The 16,313-nt window shown below is 65.2% G+C and carries 16 protein-coding genes; 8 read left to right on the forward strand and 8 right to left on the reverse strand.

Annotated elements, in window-relative coordinates:
- Nucleotides 1-40: 40 nt before the first annotated feature.
- The 3 genes from AAFG07_RS38165 to AAFG07_RS38175 all read left to right on the forward strand — a co-directional run bounded on the left by AAFG07_RS38165 (nucleotide 41) and on the right by AAFG07_RS38175 (nucleotide 4,035).
- Nucleotides 41-460: a MerR family transcriptional regulator gene (locus tag AAFG07_RS38165; RefSeq protein ID WP_342724749.1), complete on the forward strand. Its 420-nt coding sequence runs from the start codon at nucleotides 41-43 to the stop codon at nucleotides 458-460.
- Nucleotides 461-593: 133 nt separating this feature from the next.
- A complete protein-coding gene (locus AAFG07_RS38170) occupies nucleotides 594-1,973 on the forward strand; it encodes a lytic murein transglycosylase (RefSeq protein ID WP_342724750.1) in 1,380 nt (459 codons plus the stop codon).
- Nucleotides 1,974-2,289: 316 nt separating this feature from the next.
- Entirely contained in the window at nucleotides 2,290-4,035 is a 1,746-nt protein-coding gene (locus AAFG07_RS38175) for a DUF459 domain-containing protein (protein WP_342724751.1), read from the forward strand.
- A gap of 122 nt (nucleotides 4,036-4,157) precedes the next feature.
- On the opposite strand, the gene AAFG07_RS38180 is transcribed toward AAFG07_RS38175, so the two are convergent.
- A complete protein-coding gene (locus AAFG07_RS38180) occupies nucleotides 4,158-4,547 on the reverse strand; it encodes a CsbD family protein (protein ID WP_342729365.1) in 390 nt (129 codons plus the stop codon).
- Nucleotides 4,548-4,608: 61 nt separating this feature from the next.
- A complete protein-coding gene (locus AAFG07_RS38185) occupies nucleotides 4,609-5,343 on the reverse strand; it encodes an SDR family oxidoreductase (RefSeq protein ID WP_342724752.1) in 735 nt (244 codons plus the stop codon).
- 187 nt (nucleotides 5,344-5,530) lie between these two features.
- Here AAFG07_RS38185 and AAFG07_RS38190 point away from each other — a divergent pair, with 187 nt between their 5' ends.
- On the forward strand, nucleotides 5,531-6,310 hold the full coding sequence (locus AAFG07_RS38190) for an SDR family NAD(P)-dependent oxidoreductase (RefSeq protein ID WP_342724753.1): 780 nt from the start codon (nucleotides 5,531-5,533) through the stop codon (nucleotides 6,308-6,310).
- Between the two features lie 101 nt (nucleotides 6,311-6,411).
- A complete protein-coding gene (locus AAFG07_RS38195) occupies nucleotides 6,412-7,299 on the forward strand; it encodes a TauD/TfdA family dioxygenase (protein ID WP_342724754.1) in 888 nt (295 codons plus the stop codon).
- A gap of 479 nt (nucleotides 7,300-7,778) precedes the next feature.
- On the opposite strand, the gene AAFG07_RS38200 is transcribed toward AAFG07_RS38195, so the two are convergent.
- Complete coding sequence (locus tag AAFG07_RS38200; RefSeq protein ID WP_176528924.1) at nucleotides 7,779-8,438, reverse strand: YqgE/AlgH family protein; 660 nt, start codon at nucleotides 8,436-8,438, stop codon at nucleotides 7,779-7,781.
- A gap of 136 nt (nucleotides 8,439-8,574) precedes the next feature.
- Here AAFG07_RS38200 and AAFG07_RS38205 point away from each other — a divergent pair, with 136 nt between their 5' ends.
- The 3 genes from AAFG07_RS38205 (at nucleotide 8,575) to AAFG07_RS38215 (ending at nucleotide 11,352) form a co-directional block, all read left to right on the forward strand.
- The gene (locus AAFG07_RS38205) at nucleotides 8,575-9,411 is read left to right on the forward strand and encodes a protein-disulfide reductase DsbD domain-containing protein (protein ID WP_342724755.1); all 837 of its coding nucleotides are present in this window, start codon (nucleotides 8,575-8,577) and stop codon (nucleotides 9,409-9,411) included.
- Between the two features lie 100 nt (nucleotides 9,412-9,511).
- Nucleotides 9,512-10,903: an oligosaccharide flippase family protein gene (locus tag AAFG07_RS38210; RefSeq protein WP_342724756.1), complete on the forward strand. Its 1,392-nt coding sequence runs from the start codon at nucleotides 9,512-9,514 to the stop codon at nucleotides 10,901-10,903.
- 41 nt (nucleotides 10,904-10,944) lie between these two features.
- The gene (locus AAFG07_RS38215; RefSeq protein ID WP_342724757.1) at nucleotides 10,945-11,352 is read left to right on the forward strand and encodes a hypothetical protein; all 408 of its coding nucleotides are present in this window, start codon (nucleotides 10,945-10,947) and stop codon (nucleotides 11,350-11,352) included.
- A 134-nt stretch (nucleotides 11,353-11,486) separates the two neighbouring features.
- On the opposite strand, the gene AAFG07_RS38220 is transcribed toward AAFG07_RS38215, so the two are convergent.
- The 5 genes from AAFG07_RS38220 to cysW all read right to left on the reverse strand — a co-directional run bounded on the left by AAFG07_RS38220 (nucleotide 11,487) and on the right by cysW (nucleotide 16,303).
- Nucleotides 11,487-12,275 (reverse strand): 3-hydroxybutyrate dehydrogenase, encoded by a 789-nt coding sequence (locus tag AAFG07_RS38220; RefSeq protein ID WP_106321122.1) that lies wholly within the window; start codon nucleotides 12,273-12,275, stop codon nucleotides 11,487-11,489.
- 12 nt (nucleotides 12,276-12,287) lie between these two features.
- Complete coding sequence (locus AAFG07_RS38225) at nucleotides 12,288-13,472, reverse strand: DUF3734 domain-containing protein (RefSeq protein WP_342724758.1); 1,185 nt, start codon at nucleotides 13,470-13,472, stop codon at nucleotides 12,288-12,290.
- 107 nt (nucleotides 13,473-13,579) lie between these two features.
- Entirely contained in the window at nucleotides 13,580-14,077 is a 498-nt protein-coding gene (locus AAFG07_RS38230; RefSeq protein WP_076860877.1) for a CAP domain-containing protein, read from the reverse strand.
- Nucleotides 14,078-14,307: 230 nt separating this feature from the next.
- Nucleotides 14,308-15,357, reverse strand: a complete 1,050-nt coding sequence (locus AAFG07_RS38235) for a sulfate ABC transporter ATP-binding protein (RefSeq protein ID WP_342724760.1) — start codon at nucleotides 15,355-15,357, stop codon at nucleotides 14,308-14,310.
- Nucleotides 15,347-16,303 (reverse strand): sulfate ABC transporter permease subunit CysW, encoded by a 957-nt coding sequence (gene cysW / locus AAFG07_RS38240; RefSeq protein WP_342724761.1) that lies wholly within the window; start codon nucleotides 16,301-16,303, stop codon nucleotides 15,347-15,349. Before cysW ends, AAFG07_RS38235 begins: the two co-directional genes overlap by 11 nt.
- Between the last annotated feature and the right edge of the window lie 10 nt (nucleotides 16,304-16,313).

Below are 16,313 nucleotides of genomic sequence, written 5' to 3' on the forward strand. Positions count from 1 at the left end.
TTAAAGTTAGCTTTAAGGTCAAGCAGCAAGGAGCACGGCGGTGAAGATCGGGGAACTGGCTCGGGAGTCCGGCCTCGCGCCGTCGCGCATCCGTTTCTATGAGCGGGAGGGCCTGATCGGGTCGATCGATCGCGGCCTGAATGGCTATCGGCAGTATTCGCGCGGAACCAGGCAGGTCCTCGAGATCATCGTGATGGCCCAGCAGGCCGGGTTCTCGCTCGACGAGATCCGGAACCTGCTGCCGCCACACGGCAAGGGAGACTGGAGCCGCGACACGCTGGTGGCCGCGCTCAAGGCCAAGGTGGTCGAGGTCGCAGCCTTGCAGCACCGCTTGTCTGAAACCCAGGCCGGGCTCGAGGCCGTGATCGCCCGGATCGAAGCCACGCCGCCCGGCGGCGACTGCTTTGAGAATGCCGAAGCTGTTCTGGCCGGTCTCAGGGAACAGTCGAAGGCGGGTTGACGACGCCGGACAATTTGTCCCGGTCAAACATCGCGCGCGATTTCGTCACGCCCCAAATGCCGCCCTTTGTTAAGCTATTGGAAACCGTGACGGGGCCTTCTGAGGCGGCACGATTTTGACAGGCACACGACACATGCGCGCGAAGGGAATATCAAGGACCAGGCTTTGCAGCGCGAGCCTGATCGCACTGGCCCTGCTGCTGCCGGGCGCGACGCAAGCGCAATCGGCCGGCAACGGCCTGACCAACCTGATCGACAGCATCTTTTCGGGGAACGCCGCGACGCCGCCGCAGGCCGCAACCGGACAGGACGGCGCCGCGCCGCCCTGGAGCGGGGAAGACGGCGCCTCCGGCCATCCTTTGATGACGGCTGCCGCGGTCCGTCAGGCCGCATCCGACTTCCCGAACTGCGTCGCCGCGATGTGGCCGGATGCCGCGCGGCGCAACATCACCCAGCAGAATTTCGAGCGCTTCACCGCTGGCCTGCAGCCCGATCTGCGCATCATGGATCTCTTGGATTCGCAACCCGAATTCACCAAGGCGATCTGGGACTATCTCGACATTCTCGTCAGCGACGCCAGGCTCGCCAAGGGCCGCGAGATCCTTGCGAAATACAAGCCGCAGTTCGATGCGACCGAGAAGGCCTATGGCGTCGATCGCTATATCATCGCGGCGATCTGGGGCATCGAGTCGAACTACTCGACTCAGATGGGCGATCGCAGCGTGGTGCAGTCGACCGCGACGCTCGCCTGCATCGGCCGCCGCCAGGCCTATTTCAAGGACGAATTCCTGTCGGCACTGGAGATTCTCAACCGCGGCGATCTCAAGCCCGAGCAGATGCGCGGCTCCTGGGCCGGCGCGTTCGGCCCGACCCAGTTCATGCCGACCGCGTTCAAGCGCTACGCGGTCGACGGCGATGGCGACGGCCGCCGCGACGTCGTCGACGATCCGAGCGACCTGATCGCCTCGACCGCCAACAATCTGAAGAAGGACGGCTGGCAGACCGGGGCGAGCTGGGGCTATGAGGTCGTGCTGCCGCAGGGCCTGAACTACATGCTGGCCGACCGCGCCAAGGCGATGCCGCTGTCGCAATGGGAGCAACTCGGCGTCAAGCGGCCCAACGGTCAGGCGTTGCCGCGGCCGTCCGACAAGGCCTATCTGCTGGCGCCCGCCGGTGCCGAAGGTCCGGGCTTCCTGATGCTGCAGAATTTCCGGGTGATCATGAAGTACAACCCGGCCGAGGCTTATGCGCTCGCCATCGGCCATTTCGCTGATCGCCTGCGCGGCGGTCAGCCCTTCGTGCAGCCCTGGCCGCGACAGGAACGGGTGCTGTCACGCGCCGAGCGGCTGGAACTGCAGCAGCTGCTCGCCCAGCGCGGCTTCTACAAGGGCACGCCCGACGGCCAGTTCGGCGGCCAGACCCGCGAGGCGCTGCGCGGCTTCCAGGTCTCGATCGGGGCGCCGGCCGACGGTTTCGCCACCGCCGAGGTGCTGGAGCGGCTGCGGGGGCGGTAGGGCCGAGGTCACAGACTGCCCGTAGCCCGGATGAAGCGCAGCGAAATCCGGGGTTCTCACCATGCGGCTCGTCTGGTCCGGATTACGCTTCGCTCCATCCGGGCGACAACAGCTCAACGATGTCGTTCCGGGGCGCGAAGCGAACCCGGAATGACGAGGTACTTGCCCCTCATCCCCGAAAGTAACCGTGAAATCCGATATTTGCCCGGCGCCTTGACGGCGGCCGGAGGCACCCGATTTATGGTGGAAAAGCTGCCCGCTTGCGGCCCGATTCCGCTAATATGCTCACGTACTTCTGATCATTGCGACGAACTCGATGGCGAAGCCGAAGTCCTTCCTGCGCATATTCACCGAAGCCGGTCCGCTGGTCGCGCTGACGGTGGCGCTTGCGCTGTTGATCGGCATTGCCGAGCCCGCCTCGGCGCAGTTCTTCGGCTTCCCGGGGTTCGGTGACGCTCCGCCGCAGCGCCGCGCACCGCAGCGTGGCGGAGGAGGTGGAGGTGGTGGTGGCGGCTGGTTCGGGGGCGATTTCTTCGCACCGTTCCAGCAGCAGCAACCGCAATCACAGCCGCAGCGGCCGCGCGAGGATTTCTCGCGCGCCCCGCCGCCGGCCAAGCACGAAGCTGCGGCGGAGCGCAACGTGCTGGTGATCGGCGACGCCATGGCCGACTGGCTCGCCTATGGCCTGGAAGATGCCTATTCCGACCAGCCCGACATGGGCGTGATCCGCAAGCACAAGACGGTCTCCGGCCTGATCCGCTATCAGCCCAAGGGCGACCCGGCGGACTGGGCTGCGGCCGCCAAGGGCATTCTCGCCACCGAGAACCCCGACGCCATCGTCGTGATGCTCGGCCTCAATGACCGCACCTCGATCCGCGAACCGGTCGTGGAGAAGAAGGTCGACAAGAAGGACGAGAAAAAGGACGCGCGCGCCAAGCCGGACGCAAAGCCGGGCGACAAGCCCGATGCCGCCGCCAAGACCGACGGCAAGACTGACGGCAAGGCCGATAGCAAGACCGACAGCAAGCCGGTCGATGCCGAGCTGCCGGCCGACGACGCCGACACCGATTCGCAGGCGGCGCCGGGAAAGACCGCGCGCTCGCCGAATGGCCTCTACGACTTCCGCGACGACCGCTGGGTCGAGCTCTACGGCAAGAAGATCGAGGAGCTGATCAACGTGCTGAAGAGCAAGGGCGTGCCGGTGCTGTGGGTCGGCTTGCCCGCGATCCGCGGCCAGAAGGGCACGTCGGACATGCTGTTCCTCGACGCGCTCTATCGCGACGGCGCCGGCAAGGCCGGCATCACCTATGTCGACGTCTGGGACGGCTTTGTCGACGAGGCCGGCCGCTTCATGCCGAAGGGCCCCGATTTCGAAGGCCAGCCGCGCAAGCTGCGCTCCGATGACGGCGTGTTCTTCACCAAGGCCGGCGCGCGCAAGCTCGCGCACTATGTCGAGCGCGAGGTGACCCGCCTGCTCGCGGTGCGCACCGGTCCGATCGCGCTGCCGAGCGAACCGGCAACGCCCGAGACCAGCACCGAGCCCGGCAAACCCGCGCCGCGGCCGCTGGCAGGCCCCGTGCTGCCGCTGGTCGCCTCCACGGTCGGTACCGATCAATTGCTCGGCGGCCCGGGCTCGCGGCCTGCCGCCGTCGACGCGCTCGCCGCACGCACGCTGGTGAAGGGCGAGGCGCTGGCGCCGCCGGCCGGCCGCGCCGATGATTTCGCCTGGCCGCGCCGCGAAATGGGGCGCGAGCAGGCCAAGGGCGACGTGCCGGTTGCCGCGACCACGCCGGCCGCCCCGACCGGTGGCCCTGCGAATCCGCCGCCATCGACCACGGCGATCGCGCCCGACGGCTCGATCATCACTGCGCCGAAGCCGCCAAGGCGCGTGTTCCGTCCGGCCCAGGCCCAGCCGCAACAGCAGCCACAGACGCAGCCCTGGCTGCGTGACATCTTCGGATTCGGCGCGCCGCAGCAGCAGCGCCCGCTGGTCGCCCCGCCGCCGCGCCCGCCGCGCAATGTCGGACAGCGTGCCGCGGTGCCGGGGAATCCCTGGCAGTAGGCGGCGCGCGCGTTCAGATCATGGAAAAACTGTAGGGCGGGTTAGGCGAAGCCGTAACCCGCCGATGCCGTATGCGCGGAGAGAATGCCGGGTTACGCTAACGTTAACCCGCCCTACGAATCTCAACCGTAGTAGCGCCAGCGTGACGACGGCGGGCGGCGCGGCTGGCGCGTCATCAACAGCGCCAGCGCGAAGCCGATGCCGCCGGCAATCAAGAGCGATCCGAGTGGATTGTCCTGCACCGTTTGCGCCATCGCCTTCTGTCCGCTGCGAACGGTCTCGCCGCGATTCTCATAAGCATCCTTGAAAGTATCCTTGGCGTATTTGACCGCGGTGTCGGCGGCGTCGCGCGCGGCATCCTTGGCCTGGCCGTAGAGGTCCTGCACTGCGCCTGCGGCCTCGCGCGCGCGGCCCGACGCTTGCGTCTGCGCGTCGCCGGTCGCATCGCCGACGGCGCCTTCGGCCTTGCCCGCGAATTCCTTCGCCGTTCCGAAAATCCGATCCTTGTCCATCATAATGGCTCCCTGAAACTGTCAGGGAGCCAACCGTCGAACCTCGCACAAGTTCCTGGAGCTAAAGAATGAGCCCGCCATCGACGATGATGGTCTGGCCGACGACGTAGGAGGCGAGCGGCGAGGCCAGGAACAGCGCGGCGCCGGCCATGTCGGCGGGTGTGCCGAGACGCTTCAGCGGAATGCGCTCGAGCGCGCCTTCGAGCCGCTTCGGATTCGCCGTCGTCGCCTTGGTCATCTTGGTGTCGACGAGGCCCGGCGCGATGCCGTTGACGCGGATGCCGTTCTCCGCCCAGGCCTCGCCGAGCGTGCGCGTCAGGCCGACCGCGCCGGTCTTCGAGGCGTTGTAGGCCGGATTGCCCATGGTGGAATGATAGGCCGCGGTCGAGCTCACGATGATCAGCGAGCCTTTGCTCGCGCTCAACATCGCGTGGAATTTGGTGGCGCAGGCCATCAGGCTCATCAAATTGACTTCCATCACCTTGCGGAAGCCTTCCATCTGGAATTCCCCGCGGCGGTAAATCACCGCGCCCTGCGCCAACACCAGCACGTCGAGCCGATCGAACGACGGCGTGAGGCTTTCGAGCGCCTGCGGATCAGAGACATCGAGCCGCGCATAGGCAAGGCCCTCGAGATGCGAGCCCTCCTCTGCGGAATAATCGCTCGCCTGCGCGCGGGTGCCGTACACACTGACGCGCGCGCCCTTGGCGCGGAATGCCTGCGCGATGCCGTTGCCGATGCCGCTGGAGCCGCCGACCACCAGGACCTGCTTGCCGCCGAAATCGAGCTCGTTCATCGCATTCCTCTCCCGCGTTGTTTTCTGGATTGAGCATGATCCTTTTCGAAAAGCCAACGCAAAAGCCAACGCAGAACTTGCGTTAACGCGCTGCGCGCGTGCCGGATACGGATCGCCGGTTTGACGTCTTTGCGGATCGGTGCCAGCGTTGCCGGTCTCACACCAAAAAAATCAACGGAGGTCCGTCATGTCCGAATTCAAACAGCTCAGCCGCTCGGTGAAGGGCCTCACCGTTCTCGTCACCGGCGCCGCCAGCGGCATGGGCCGCGCCACCGCGCGCGTGTTCGCCGATGAGGGCGCCAATGTCGCGGTCACTGACCTGACCGAAGATGGCACGCAGGCGGTGGCGAAGGAGATCGCAGCGAGCGGCGGCTCGGCAAAGGCCTGGACGCTCGACGTCAGCGATCGCGACGCCATCACCAGGGTCGTCAACGATGTTGCCGCGCATTTCGGCGGGCTCGACATCATCGTCAACAATGCCGGCATCTCGGTGCGCGTGGCGATCGACGATCCTGCTTACGAGGACGCCTGGGCCAAGGGCATCGCGGTGATGCTGACGGCGCATCCGCGCATCATCCGCGCCGCACTGCCATACCTGCGCAAGTCGCGATCGCCGCGCATCGTCAACATCGCCTCGACCGAGGCGCTCGGCGCGACCGGGATGCATAGCCCCTACTCCGCGGCCAAGGGCGGCGTCACCAGCCTGACCCGCTCGCTCGCCGTGGAATTGGGACGCGAAGGCATCACCGTGAACTGCATCTGCCCGGGCCCGATCCGCACCGCCATCACCGACCGGATCTCCGAGGAGCACAAGACGATCTATGCCAAGCGCCGCACCGCGCTGGCGCGCTACGGCGATCCGGAAGAGGTCGCGCACATGACGCTGAGCCTGTGCCTGCCGGCCGCATCGTTCCTGACCGGCGCGGTGATTCCCGTCGACGGCGGGTTGATGGCGCGGAATGCCTGACCCGCGTCTGGTCGCGAAGCGTTGACAGCGCCCGCGTCGGGGGTAGCCTTCCCGTCAAACGAAGCGGGACAACCGCCCGCGAGATACAGGGAGAAACGCCAATGACGGTCCTGATCCGGCAGCTTCACAAGCATTTCGTCGGCGAGGTCTCCGGCGTCGATCTGCGCAAGCCGCTGACGAAGCAGGAAGCCGTCGACATCGAGGCCGGCATGGACAAATACGCCGTACTCATCTTCCACGGCCAAGACATCACAGACGACCAGCAGATGGCGTTCGCGCTGAACTTCGGCGAGCGCGAGAACGCGCGCGGCGGCACGGTGACGAAGAAGGAAGACTACCGCCTCTCCTCCGGGCTCAACGACGTCTCCAATCTCGGCAAGGACGGCAAGCCGCTGCCGAAGGATCACCGCACCCACCTGTTCAATCTCGGCAACTGCCTGTGGCATTCCGACAGCTCGTTCCGGCCGATCCCGGCGAAATTCTCGCTGCTGTCGGCGCGCATCGTCAACCCGAAGGGCGGCAACACCGAGTTCGCCGACATGCGCGCCGCCTATGACGCGCTCGACGACGAGACCAAGGCCGAGATCGACGACATGATCTGCGAGCACTCGCTGATGTATTCGCGCGGCTCGCTCGGCTTCCTCGACTACACCGACGAGGAGAAGGAGATGTTCAAGCCGGTGCTGCAGCGCCTGGTGCGCACCCATCCGGTGCACGGCCGCAAGTCGCTGTATCTGTCGTCGCATGCCGGCGCCATCAGGGGCATGAGCATGCCGGAGGCGCGGCTGTTGCTGCGCGATCTCACCGAGCACGCCACACAGCCGGAGTTCGTCCATGTGCACAAATGGACGGTGCATGACCTCGTGATGTGGGACAACCGCCAGACCGTGCACCGCGTGCGCCGCTACGACCAGTCGCAGCCCCGCGACATGCGCCGCGCCACGGTGGCCGGCACCCAGCCGACGGTGGCGCAGGAGGCGGCGGAGTAGCGGGCTCCGCCATCGTAGCCAACCCACCGCTGGCGTGGCCAAACCCACAGCCGTCGTCCCGGGCAAGCGAAGTGCGACCCGGGACCCCATAACCACAGGGCGCCGTTGTGGCGCGACGCTGTGGCCCCAGCGCAGTGTCACAACTGCATGTTGGGGTTATGGGTCCCTGCTTTCGCAGGGACGACACCGTGAATGTGTTGAGACCGTCGCTACTTCAGCGGACCTACGCGTACCCGGCGTCGTTCGACAGCATGCCGGCCTCGATGCCGATCTTGCGAAGGGCGCCGCCATTGTAGCGAAGTCCACCGCTGTCGTGGCCAATCCCAAAGCTGTCGTCCCGGGCAAGCGAAGCGCGACCCGGGACCCATAACCACAGGGCGCCGTTGTGGCGCGACGCTGTGGCCCCAGCTCACTCCATCCGCACGTCCTGTGGTTATGGGTCCCTGCTTTCGCAGGGACGACACCGTGGGTGTGGCGCGCTACGCATGCCCCGCGTCGTTCGACAGCATGCCGGCTTCGATGCCGATCTTGCGCAGGGCGCGTGCATATTTCTCGTCGACATCGGTGCCGAAGATCAGCTCCGGATCGGCATCGCAATGCAGCCAGCCATTGTGCTGGATCTCGTTCTCGAGCTGGCCCGGCGCCCAGCCGGCATAGCCCAGCGCGAGGATCGCGTGCTTGGGACCGGAGCCCTTGGCGATCGCCTTGAGGATGTCGACGGTCGCGGTGAGCGAGATGCCGTCGTCGATGTTCAGCGTCGCATCCTGAATGTAGAAGTCGCTGGAATGCAGCACGAAGCCGCGGCCGGTGTCGACCGGGCCGCCCTTCATCACCTTCATCATCTCGGCATTTTCCGGTAGCGTGATCTGGTCCGACTTCTCGATGATGTCGAGCTGCACCAGCAGCCCCGGGAAATCGATGCTGCCGGCCGGCCGGTTGACGATGATCCCCATCGCCCCCTCGGACGAATGCGCGCACATGTAGATCACGGAGCGTTCGAAGCGCGGGTCGTTCATCACAGGCATCGCGATCAGCATCTGGCCATCGAGATAGCCATCTTCGGTGGCATGGGGACCGACGGCCGGGCTTCTGCCGGCGGCGGTCTTGCGAGTCTTGCCTGTTTTGCCTTCAGGGCGCATCCGCAAAGGCCTTTCCTGCTGATTTGGCATCCTGATATTGGGTCGCCGTTCTGTCAATCAACCTTCGGCCGCCGTGCCGCGATGCATCACAAGCAATTCAATGGTTTGCAACGAAAGTTGCAGGTAAAGACGTCTCATGATCGTCACAGTTCCCATGCGTGCCGCATTTGCCGTCGCCGCCTTGCTTTCCGTCGCATCCGTGGCAACGGAGATTCGCGCCGATGACGCCTCGCCGTGGCAGCAGGACACGCATTCGGCCGTCAGGCTGCTGGCGGGATCGCGCAGCGGCGCGGTGCTGCTCGGCGGCATCGCCTTCCAGTTGCAGGACGGCTGGAAAACCTACTGGCGCACGCCAGGCGATTCCGGCGTGCCGCCGCGGTTCGATTTCTCCAGGTCGGACAATGTCGATGCGGTCACGGTGATGTGGCCGGCGCCGCGCCAGTTCGACGACGGCGCCGGAGGTACCTCGCTCGGCTACAAGCACCAGGTGGTGTTGCCGCTGCGCATCGTGGCGAAGAATCCCGACAAGCCGCTGGTGCTGCGCGCCGACATCAACTACGCGGTGTGCGAGAAGCTGTGCGTGCCGGTGGAGGCGAAGGCCGAGCTTGCGTTCGCCAGCGTCGCCTCGACCGAGGACGCCGCGCTGTCGGAAGCGCTCAACGCGGTACCGAAGCCCGCCAATATCGGCGACCTCACCCCGTTCACGATCCGCGACGTCAAGCGCGATGGCAACAATGTGCTGGTCGATGTCGCTGCACCCGAAACCAAGGACCTCAGCCTGTTCGTCGAGGGTCCGACGCCCGACTGGGCGCTCCCCGTGCCCAAGCTGGTCGAGCACGCGCCGCCGGGCGTGAAGCGCTTCTCATTCGAGCTCGACGGCTTGCCGCCGGGTGCCAAAGCGGACGGCGCCGCGCTGAAGCTGACGCTGGTCGGCGGCGACAAAAGCTATGAATTCAATATCAATTTGAACTGACGACGCAAGATGGGAACATCCGTCACCCAACCCAATCTTAACGTTTCGTTGATAGATCGGGGGCCATTGCCGGCTTGCGGCGCTTTAGGAATTTTCCGCCTTGGCTGTGATGGAAGCACAACCCGCAACCCCTGCGCCATCGGGCCCGGCCGCACGCCTGCGCGGCCTCGCTGCGCGCCTGCTCGGCGGCACCAAGGAGGCGTCGGTCACCAAGCGCCTCGCCGGCATGATCTTCGTCATCCGCGTCATCAGCGCCGCCATCGCCTATCTCGCGCAGATCCTGCTGGCGCGCTGGATGAGCGGCTCGGACTACGGCATCTATGTCTATGTCTGGACCTGGGTGCTGCTGCTCGGCAGCACCATGGATTTCGGCATCGCGCCGTCCTCGCAGAAGATCATCCCGGAATATCGCGCGCGCGGCGACCTCGCGGCGCTGCGCGGCTTCCTCTCCGGCGGCCGCTGGGTGGTGCTTGCCGCGTCCAGCACGGTGGCGCTGCTGCTCGCCGGCGTGATCCACCTCGCCTCGCCCTGGATCGACCCCAACGCGGTGGTGCCACTCTATATCGGCTGCCTGACATTGCCGCCCTTCGTGGTTGCCAACACCCAGGACGGCATCTCGCGCGCGCATGACTGGATGCAGCTCGGCCTGATGCCGCAGTTCATCGTGCGGCAGGGACTGATCATCGCGCTGACCGCGGGCGCGCTGGCGCTCGGCCTCAACCTCGGCGCGACTGCGGCGATGATCGCGAGTGCCGCGGCGGTCTACATCGCGGCGATCGGCCAGATGATCGTGCTGAACCGCCGCCTCAAAGCCCATCTCGGCGCGGGCGAGAAGACCTATGACATCAGGGGCTGGTTTGCGATCTCGCTGCCGATCATGCTGGTCGAAAGCTTCTATCTCCTGCTCGGCTACACCGACGTGCTGATGCTGCAGCAGTTCCGCTCCTCCGAGGAGGTCGGCATCTATTTCGCCGTGGTCAAGACGCTGGCGCTGGTGTCGTTCGTGCACTACGCGATGTCGGCGACGACGGCACACCGATTCGCCGAGTACAATGCGCTCGGCGACAAGGACCGGCTGTCGGCCTATGTCGCGCACGCCATCAGCTGGACGTTCTGGCCCTCATTGTTCGCGACCATTGCGCTGCTCGCATTCGGCAAGCCGCTGCTGTGGCTGTTCGGACCGAAATTCGTCGACGGCTACAGCATCATGTTTGTCGCCGCGATCGGGCTCGTGGTGCGCTCGGCGATCGGACCGGTGGAGCGCCTCTTGAACATGCTCGGCCACCAGAGCATCTGCGCCACCGCCTATGCGGTGTCGTTCTTCATGAATGTCGGCCTCTGCATGACGCTGGTGCCGCGCTACGGCGGCATGGGCGCGGCCGCCTCGACCTCGCTGTCGCTGATCTTCGAGACCATCCTGCTATTCTACGTGGTGCGTTCGCGGCTCGGCCTGCACGTGCTGGCGTTCGGGAAGCGGCGGTCGGGGCCGTAGCATTTCATCGGACGCCGCCGGCGCGCCAGGAGACTTCGGCTATGGATCCCGTATCGCAACTTCGTGCCGCCCTGCTGCCGATCCTACAAGTCTGGGAGCAGGAGCTGAGAATAGAATACCCAAACGTGAGGTTCAGTATCTATGATCATTCGATCGGCGCGCTCACCGATTGGAACGGTCACCAAATTGGAATTGACTGCACGTTCAAGGAACCTGCCCCAGAATCTCCTGACAATCTGGCGCTATTGGTTTCACTTAAGCATCTGCACAAAACGCCATCACTCGATTCTGCTGAGGTGGTGTGGGGGCATCCTGGCTACATTGAAGCGAGCGTCTTGCCTGCGTGTGTCGAATTCTCCGCCGATCGACTTGCAGAGTTGATCGAACGGTTACCTAGCCTGTTCACCGCTCTCAAGCAGGCCATCCGACGAGGTCACCCGCTCTCGTAGAACGATACGAGGGACCATTCTCACGAACGAGTTTGGCAACGCACGATTTCCCCGTCTACTTGCTGCCAGAAGCAAAAGCCGGCCCCGATCGGATCAGGGCCGGCTCATTCTTGGGCGAAAGTCCCGCCAGAATACTACTCCGCAGTCCAGCCGCCGTCGATCGAGAGGTTGGCGCCGGTGATCTGCGCGGCATCGTCGCCGCACAGAAACAGCGCGAGTGCCGCGACCTGCTCCGAGGTGACGAATTCCTTGGTCGGCTGGGCGGCGAGCAGCACGTCCTTGATGACCTGCTCCTTGGTCATGTTGCGCGCCTTCATGGTCTCCGGAATCTGGTGCTCGACCAGCGGCGTCCAGACATAGCCCGGGCTGATGCAGTTGCAGGTGATCTTGAACTGCGCGAGCTCGAGCGCCGCGGTCTTGGTGAGGCCGGCGATGCCGTGCTTGGCCGAGACATAGGCCGACTTGAACGGTGAAGCGACCAGCGAGTGCGCCGAGGCGGTGTTGATGATGCGGCCCCAGCCGCGCTTCTTCATGCCGGGTACCGCGGCGCGGATGCCGTAGAACGCCGACGACAGATTGATCGCGATGATGGCTTCCCACTTCTCCGGCGGGAATTCCTCGATCGGCGACACGAACTGGATGCCGGCATTGTTGACCAGGATATCGACCGAACCGAAGGTCTTCTCACCGAGCGCGATCATGTCGGCGATCTCGGCCGGCTTGGTCATGTCGGCCGGCGAATAGGCCGCCTTGACCTTGAAGTCGGTCTCGATGCCGGAACGCTCCTTCTCGATGTCGGCCGGAACGCCCATGCCGTTGATGACGACATTGGCGCCGGCGCCGGCGAAGGCGCGCGCATAAGCCAATCCAATGCCGCTGGTCGAGCCGGTCACAACGGCGGTCTTGCCTGTCAACGTACCCATTGTTCTTCGCTCCTATTTGCTTGCGGGGGCCTTCGTTTCAGGGGGCGTGGGTTCGTCCCCCGTGAGGTCGTAAGTCACCATGGTTTCGCCGGACTGCGGCCGTTCTAGCCATTCTTTGTGACGCATCGACAAATGCACGTCGCGCACGCCGGCGCCCCAGTGCTCGACCATCGCGACATGGGAGAAGTCGTAGTCCTTCGACGAAGACTCGTAATTCTTGCTCTTGTAGATCAGGTGAACCACCGTGACGGTGTTCTCCTTGGACGCCTTGCGCAACAGTTCGACCGACGGATCGTTCTTCAAATAATCGGGCAGCTTGCCGATCAGGTCGCGCACCGCCATGCGGGCGTTGTGGATCTGCCTGTTCTTGTCGGTGTTCATCCGCGTTCGGCTGGAAAAGCGGATGTCCTTTTCGCGCTCGGCGGCCTCCAGCAGCGTCTCCGGCAACGGCCCGCGCGCGCTGAACAGGTCGACCTGGAAGATCAGGAGATCGCGGCTGGTCTCCTCATCGAGCACGAAGTCGAGCGGCGTGTTGGAGGCGATGCCGCCGTCCCAGTAATGCTCGCCTTCGATCACGACGGCCGGAAAGCCCGGCGGCAGAGCGCCCGAGGCCATGATGTGCTCGGGGCCGATCTTCTTGCCGAGCTTCTTGAACTCATAATTGTCGAAATAGCGGAAATTGCCCGAGGTGACGCCAACCGCGCCGACCGACAGCCGCGTTTTCAGATCGTTGATGCGATCGAAGTCGACCAGCCGCTCCAGCGTCTTCTTCAGCGGCGCGGTGTCGTAATAGCTCAGCGATTGCGAGCTGCCGGGCGGCCACAGCGGCGCCGGCGGAATCCGCGGCGTGAAGAAACCGGGCACGCCGAAGGTCGCGATGATGGCGGCGCTGGTCTCGTTGAACAGCGAACGGGCGCGCTCATGCTTGGAGACCGGATTCCACGGCACCGGCGCCGACACCATCTCCCAGAATTCCTTGAGCCGCGGCACACGCTTGTCCGGCTCGTTGCCGGCGATGATCGCGGCATTGATGGCGCCGATCGAGATGCCGGCGATCCATTCCGGCTCGAAGCCAGCATGACAGAGCGCCTGAAAGGCGCCGGCCTGATAGGAGCCGAGCGCACCGCCGCCCTGAAGAACCAGCACACGCTGCCCTTGCGCCGGCGTCGAGCCGGGCGCGGAATCCGAAGTATCCATTCGTAACCGTTCGGTTCGAAATGACTTTGAGGGCGCACCGTGGCGACTGTTCGCAGCCGCGTCAATCAACGAGATACGGCGGGGAGTTCACGCGGAATTTATCGAGATCAGGTTGCCGCCAAAATGAGCGTCCAGAACACCTTGTATTTGGTATTCGGAGCATAAACGGCTGCGATGCCCATTTTTGTGACACCGCTTTTGAGCATGTTGGCCTTGTGCGGCGGTGAATCGCGCCAGCCCGAAAAAGCCTCCGCGAGCGTGTGATAGCCGGCCGAGATGTTCTCGACCGCCACCGTCGCCGGATAGCCGCCGGCCTCCAGCCGCTTGCCGAGCGGGGCCTTCACGTCATGGTCCATCTTGTTGCGGGCGGCCATCGCCTGCGACTGCTGCTCGGCGAGCCTGGTCAGGTCGGGATCGACCACCACGGTGCCGAGACCATTGTTCTGGCGATACTGCGAAAACATGATCGCGGCCGCCTGGCTGTCCAGCACGGCACCGGGCTGCGCCATGTTGAGATACATGGCCGGTTCTTCCGGGATTTTGGTGTCTGTGCCGCAGCCGGCAAGCACCAGAAGCCCGAACAGGGCGACCGTCGTCCGTTTCACTACTGAAAACCCCCAAGGTTGGCCCGCCGTTGTTGCATACCAACCGTGGCTGAATGGTGAACAGGGGCTAACTTTTGGCCATCAATAGCCACCGATCTCCCGGGTCGCGCGCAAGCCCCGTAGCCCGGGTGAGCGAAGCGATACCCGGGGACCGGTCGATCCACTGAACGAGGTCCCGGATGTCGCTCCGCTCATCCGGGCTACGGGCAATTTACGTGGGGGCTACGGCGCTACTCCTGGGCGGCAAAGATCCGGTAGCGGCGGGGCTGCAGCGAGACGATTTCGCCGGCCTGCAGCTCGCGGTCGCGGGGGGCGTCGATCTCGATCACGGTCTTGCCCTCGCTCCCCGACAGGGCCACCTCGGCGCGCTGGATCGGACCGAACGAGCGGACATGCCGGATGGCGCCCTCCAGCGCCCCGGTTCCCGCCGGGCCGACCGCCATGTCATGGCGGCGGACGAACAGCTTGGCCGCGCCGGACGCGGCACCCAAAGCGGGAATGTTCAGGGGGCGGCCATCGAGCCGGACGGCATCGCCAGCCACATCGACCGGCAGCACGATGGACTCGCCGATGAAGCCGTGCACGAAGGCGGTCGCCGGGTTGTCATAGACCTCGCCGGGCGAGCCGATCTGCTCGATCTTGCCCTTGTCCATCACCACCACGCGGTTGGCGACTTCGAGCGCCTCCTCCTGGTCGTGGGTGACGAAGATCGAGGTGACGTGGATTTCGTTGTGCAGCGAGCGTAGCCATTGCCGGAGCTCCTTGCGCACCTTGGCATCGAGCGCGCCGAACGGCTCGTCGAGCAGCAGGATCCGCGGCTCGATCGCAAGCGCGCGCGCCAGCGCGATGCGCTGACGCTGTCCGCCGGACAACTGGCTCGGATAGCGGTTGGCAAGCCAATCGAGCTGCACCAGATCGAGCAGGTTCTTGACGCGGGCGCGGATCGTCGCCTCGTCCTTGCGGATCGCGCGCGGCTGCACGCGCAGGCCGAACGCGACGTTCTCGAACACCGTCATGTGGCGGAACAGCGCGTAGTGCTGGAACACGAAGCCGACCTGACGCTCGCTGGCGCCGCGCGAGAGCGCGTTCTCGCCGTCGATCGCAACCTCGCCCGAGTCAGGCCAATCGAGCCCTGCGATGATCCGCAGCAGCGTGGTCTTGCCGGAGCCGGACGGGCCGAGCAACGCCAGCAGCTCGCCATCGGCGACCTTGAGATCGACATTGTCGAGCGCGGCAAAGCTGCCGAACTTCTTTACGATATTCTTGACTTCAATCGCCATCGGGCACCTCAGCCTCGTCGAGCCGCCGCTCGAGAACGGTTTTCGCCACCAGCGTGATCAGCGCCAGCATCGCCAGCAACGACGCGATCGCGAACGACGCGACGAACTGATATTCGTTGTAGAGAATCTCGACCAGCAGCGGCATCGTGTTGGTCTCGCCGCGGATGTGGCCGGAGACGACGGACACCGCGCCGAACTCGCCCATCGCCCGCGCGTTGCAGAGCAGGACGCCGTAGAGCAGGCCCCATTTGATGTTGGGCAGCGTGACGCGGAAGAAGGTCTGCAGGCCGGAGGCGCCGAGCGAGATCGCTGCCTCCTCTTCCTGGGTGCCCTGCTCCTGCATCAGCGGGATCAGCGCGCGCGCCACGAAGGGGAAGGTGACGAAGATCGTCGCCAGTGCGATGCCGGGCACCGCGAACAGGATGTGGACGTTGTGCGCCTGCAGCCATGTTCCGAAATAGCCCTGCGCGCCGAACAGCAGCACGAAGACCAGACCCGAGATCACGGGCGAGACAGAGAACGGCAGGTCGATCAGCGTGATCAGGAAGGTCTTGCCGGTGAATTCGAATTTCGAGATCGCCCAGGCCGCGACCACGCCGAACACGAGGTTGAGCGTGACCGAGATCGCCGCGATCAGCAGCGTCAGCTGGATGGCAGCGAGCGCCTCGGGCTCGGCCAGCGCCGCGAAATAGGCGACGATGCCTTTCGAGAAAGCCGACGCGAACACGACGACCAGCGGCAGTACGACGAAGATGCTGAGGAAGGCGATCGCGAGCGCAATGATGATGAGGCGGATCGGACCCGGCTCGGTGCGCGGGTTGCGCCGCGCCGCGACCGGCTCGGCGCGCGCGATCTCGAGCCGCGGCGCCGGGGCCGCAACGCTGACATCGGTCGCGGGCGCGTAGGTCCGCAGTTGCGTGGTCGAGGTCGCCAATCCCGTCTGCATCGACATCTCG

It is taken from the genome of Bradyrhizobium sp. B097 (genome assembly GCF_038957035.1).
Classification (GTDB): Bacteria; Pseudomonadota; Alphaproteobacteria; order Rhizobiales; family Xanthobacteraceae; genus Bradyrhizobium.

Excerpts from the sequence above, each read along its gene's own strand:
- AAFG07_RS38170 (WP_342724750.1), top strand. The coding sequence starts at position 594 with ATGCGCGCGAAGGGAATATCAAGGACCAGGCTTTGCAGCGCGAGCCTG.
- AAFG07_RS38175 (WP_342724751.1), top strand. The coding sequence starts at position 2,290 with ATGGCGAAGCCGAAGTCCTTCCTGCGCATATTCACCGAAGCCGGTCCG.
- AAFG07_RS38180 (WP_342729365.1), bottom strand. The coding sequence starts at position 4,547 with ATGGACAAGGATCGGATTTTCGGAACGGCGAAGGAATTCGCGGGCAAG.
- AAFG07_RS38185 (WP_342724752.1), bottom strand. The coding sequence starts at position 5,343 with ATGAACGAGCTCGATTTCGGCGGCAAGCAGGTCCTGGTGGTCGGCGGC.
- AAFG07_RS38190 (WP_342724753.1), top strand. The coding sequence starts at position 5,531 with ATGTCCGAATTCAAACAGCTCAGCCGCTCGGTGAAGGGCCTCACCGTT.
- AAFG07_RS38195 (WP_342724754.1), top strand. The coding sequence starts at position 6,412 with ATGACGGTCCTGATCCGGCAGCTTCACAAGCATTTCGTCGGCGAGGTC.
- AAFG07_RS38200 (WP_176528924.1), bottom strand. The coding sequence starts at position 8,438 with ATGCGCCCTGAAGGCAAAACAGGCAAGACTCGCAAGACCGCCGCCGGC.
- AAFG07_RS38205 (WP_342724755.1), top strand. The coding sequence starts at position 8,575 with ATGATCGTCACAGTTCCCATGCGTGCCGCATTTGCCGTCGCCGCCTTG.
- AAFG07_RS38215 (WP_342724757.1), top strand. The coding sequence starts at position 10,945 with ATGGATCCCGTATCGCAACTTCGTGCCGCCCTGCTGCCGATCCTACAA.
- AAFG07_RS38220 (WP_106321122.1), bottom strand. The coding sequence starts at position 12,275 with ATGGGTACGTTGACAGGCAAGACCGCCGTTGTGACCGGCTCGACCAGC.
- AAFG07_RS38225 (WP_342724758.1), bottom strand. The coding sequence starts at position 13,472 with ATGGATACTTCGGATTCCGCGCCCGGCTCGACGCCGGCGCAAGGGCAG.
- AAFG07_RS38235 (WP_342724760.1), bottom strand. The coding sequence starts at position 15,357 with ATGGCGATTGAAGTCAAGAATATCGTAAAGAAGTTCGGCAGCTTTGCC.
- cysW (WP_342724761.1), bottom strand. The coding sequence starts at position 16,303 with ATGCAGACGGGATTGGCGACCTCGACCACGCAACTGCGGACCTACGCG.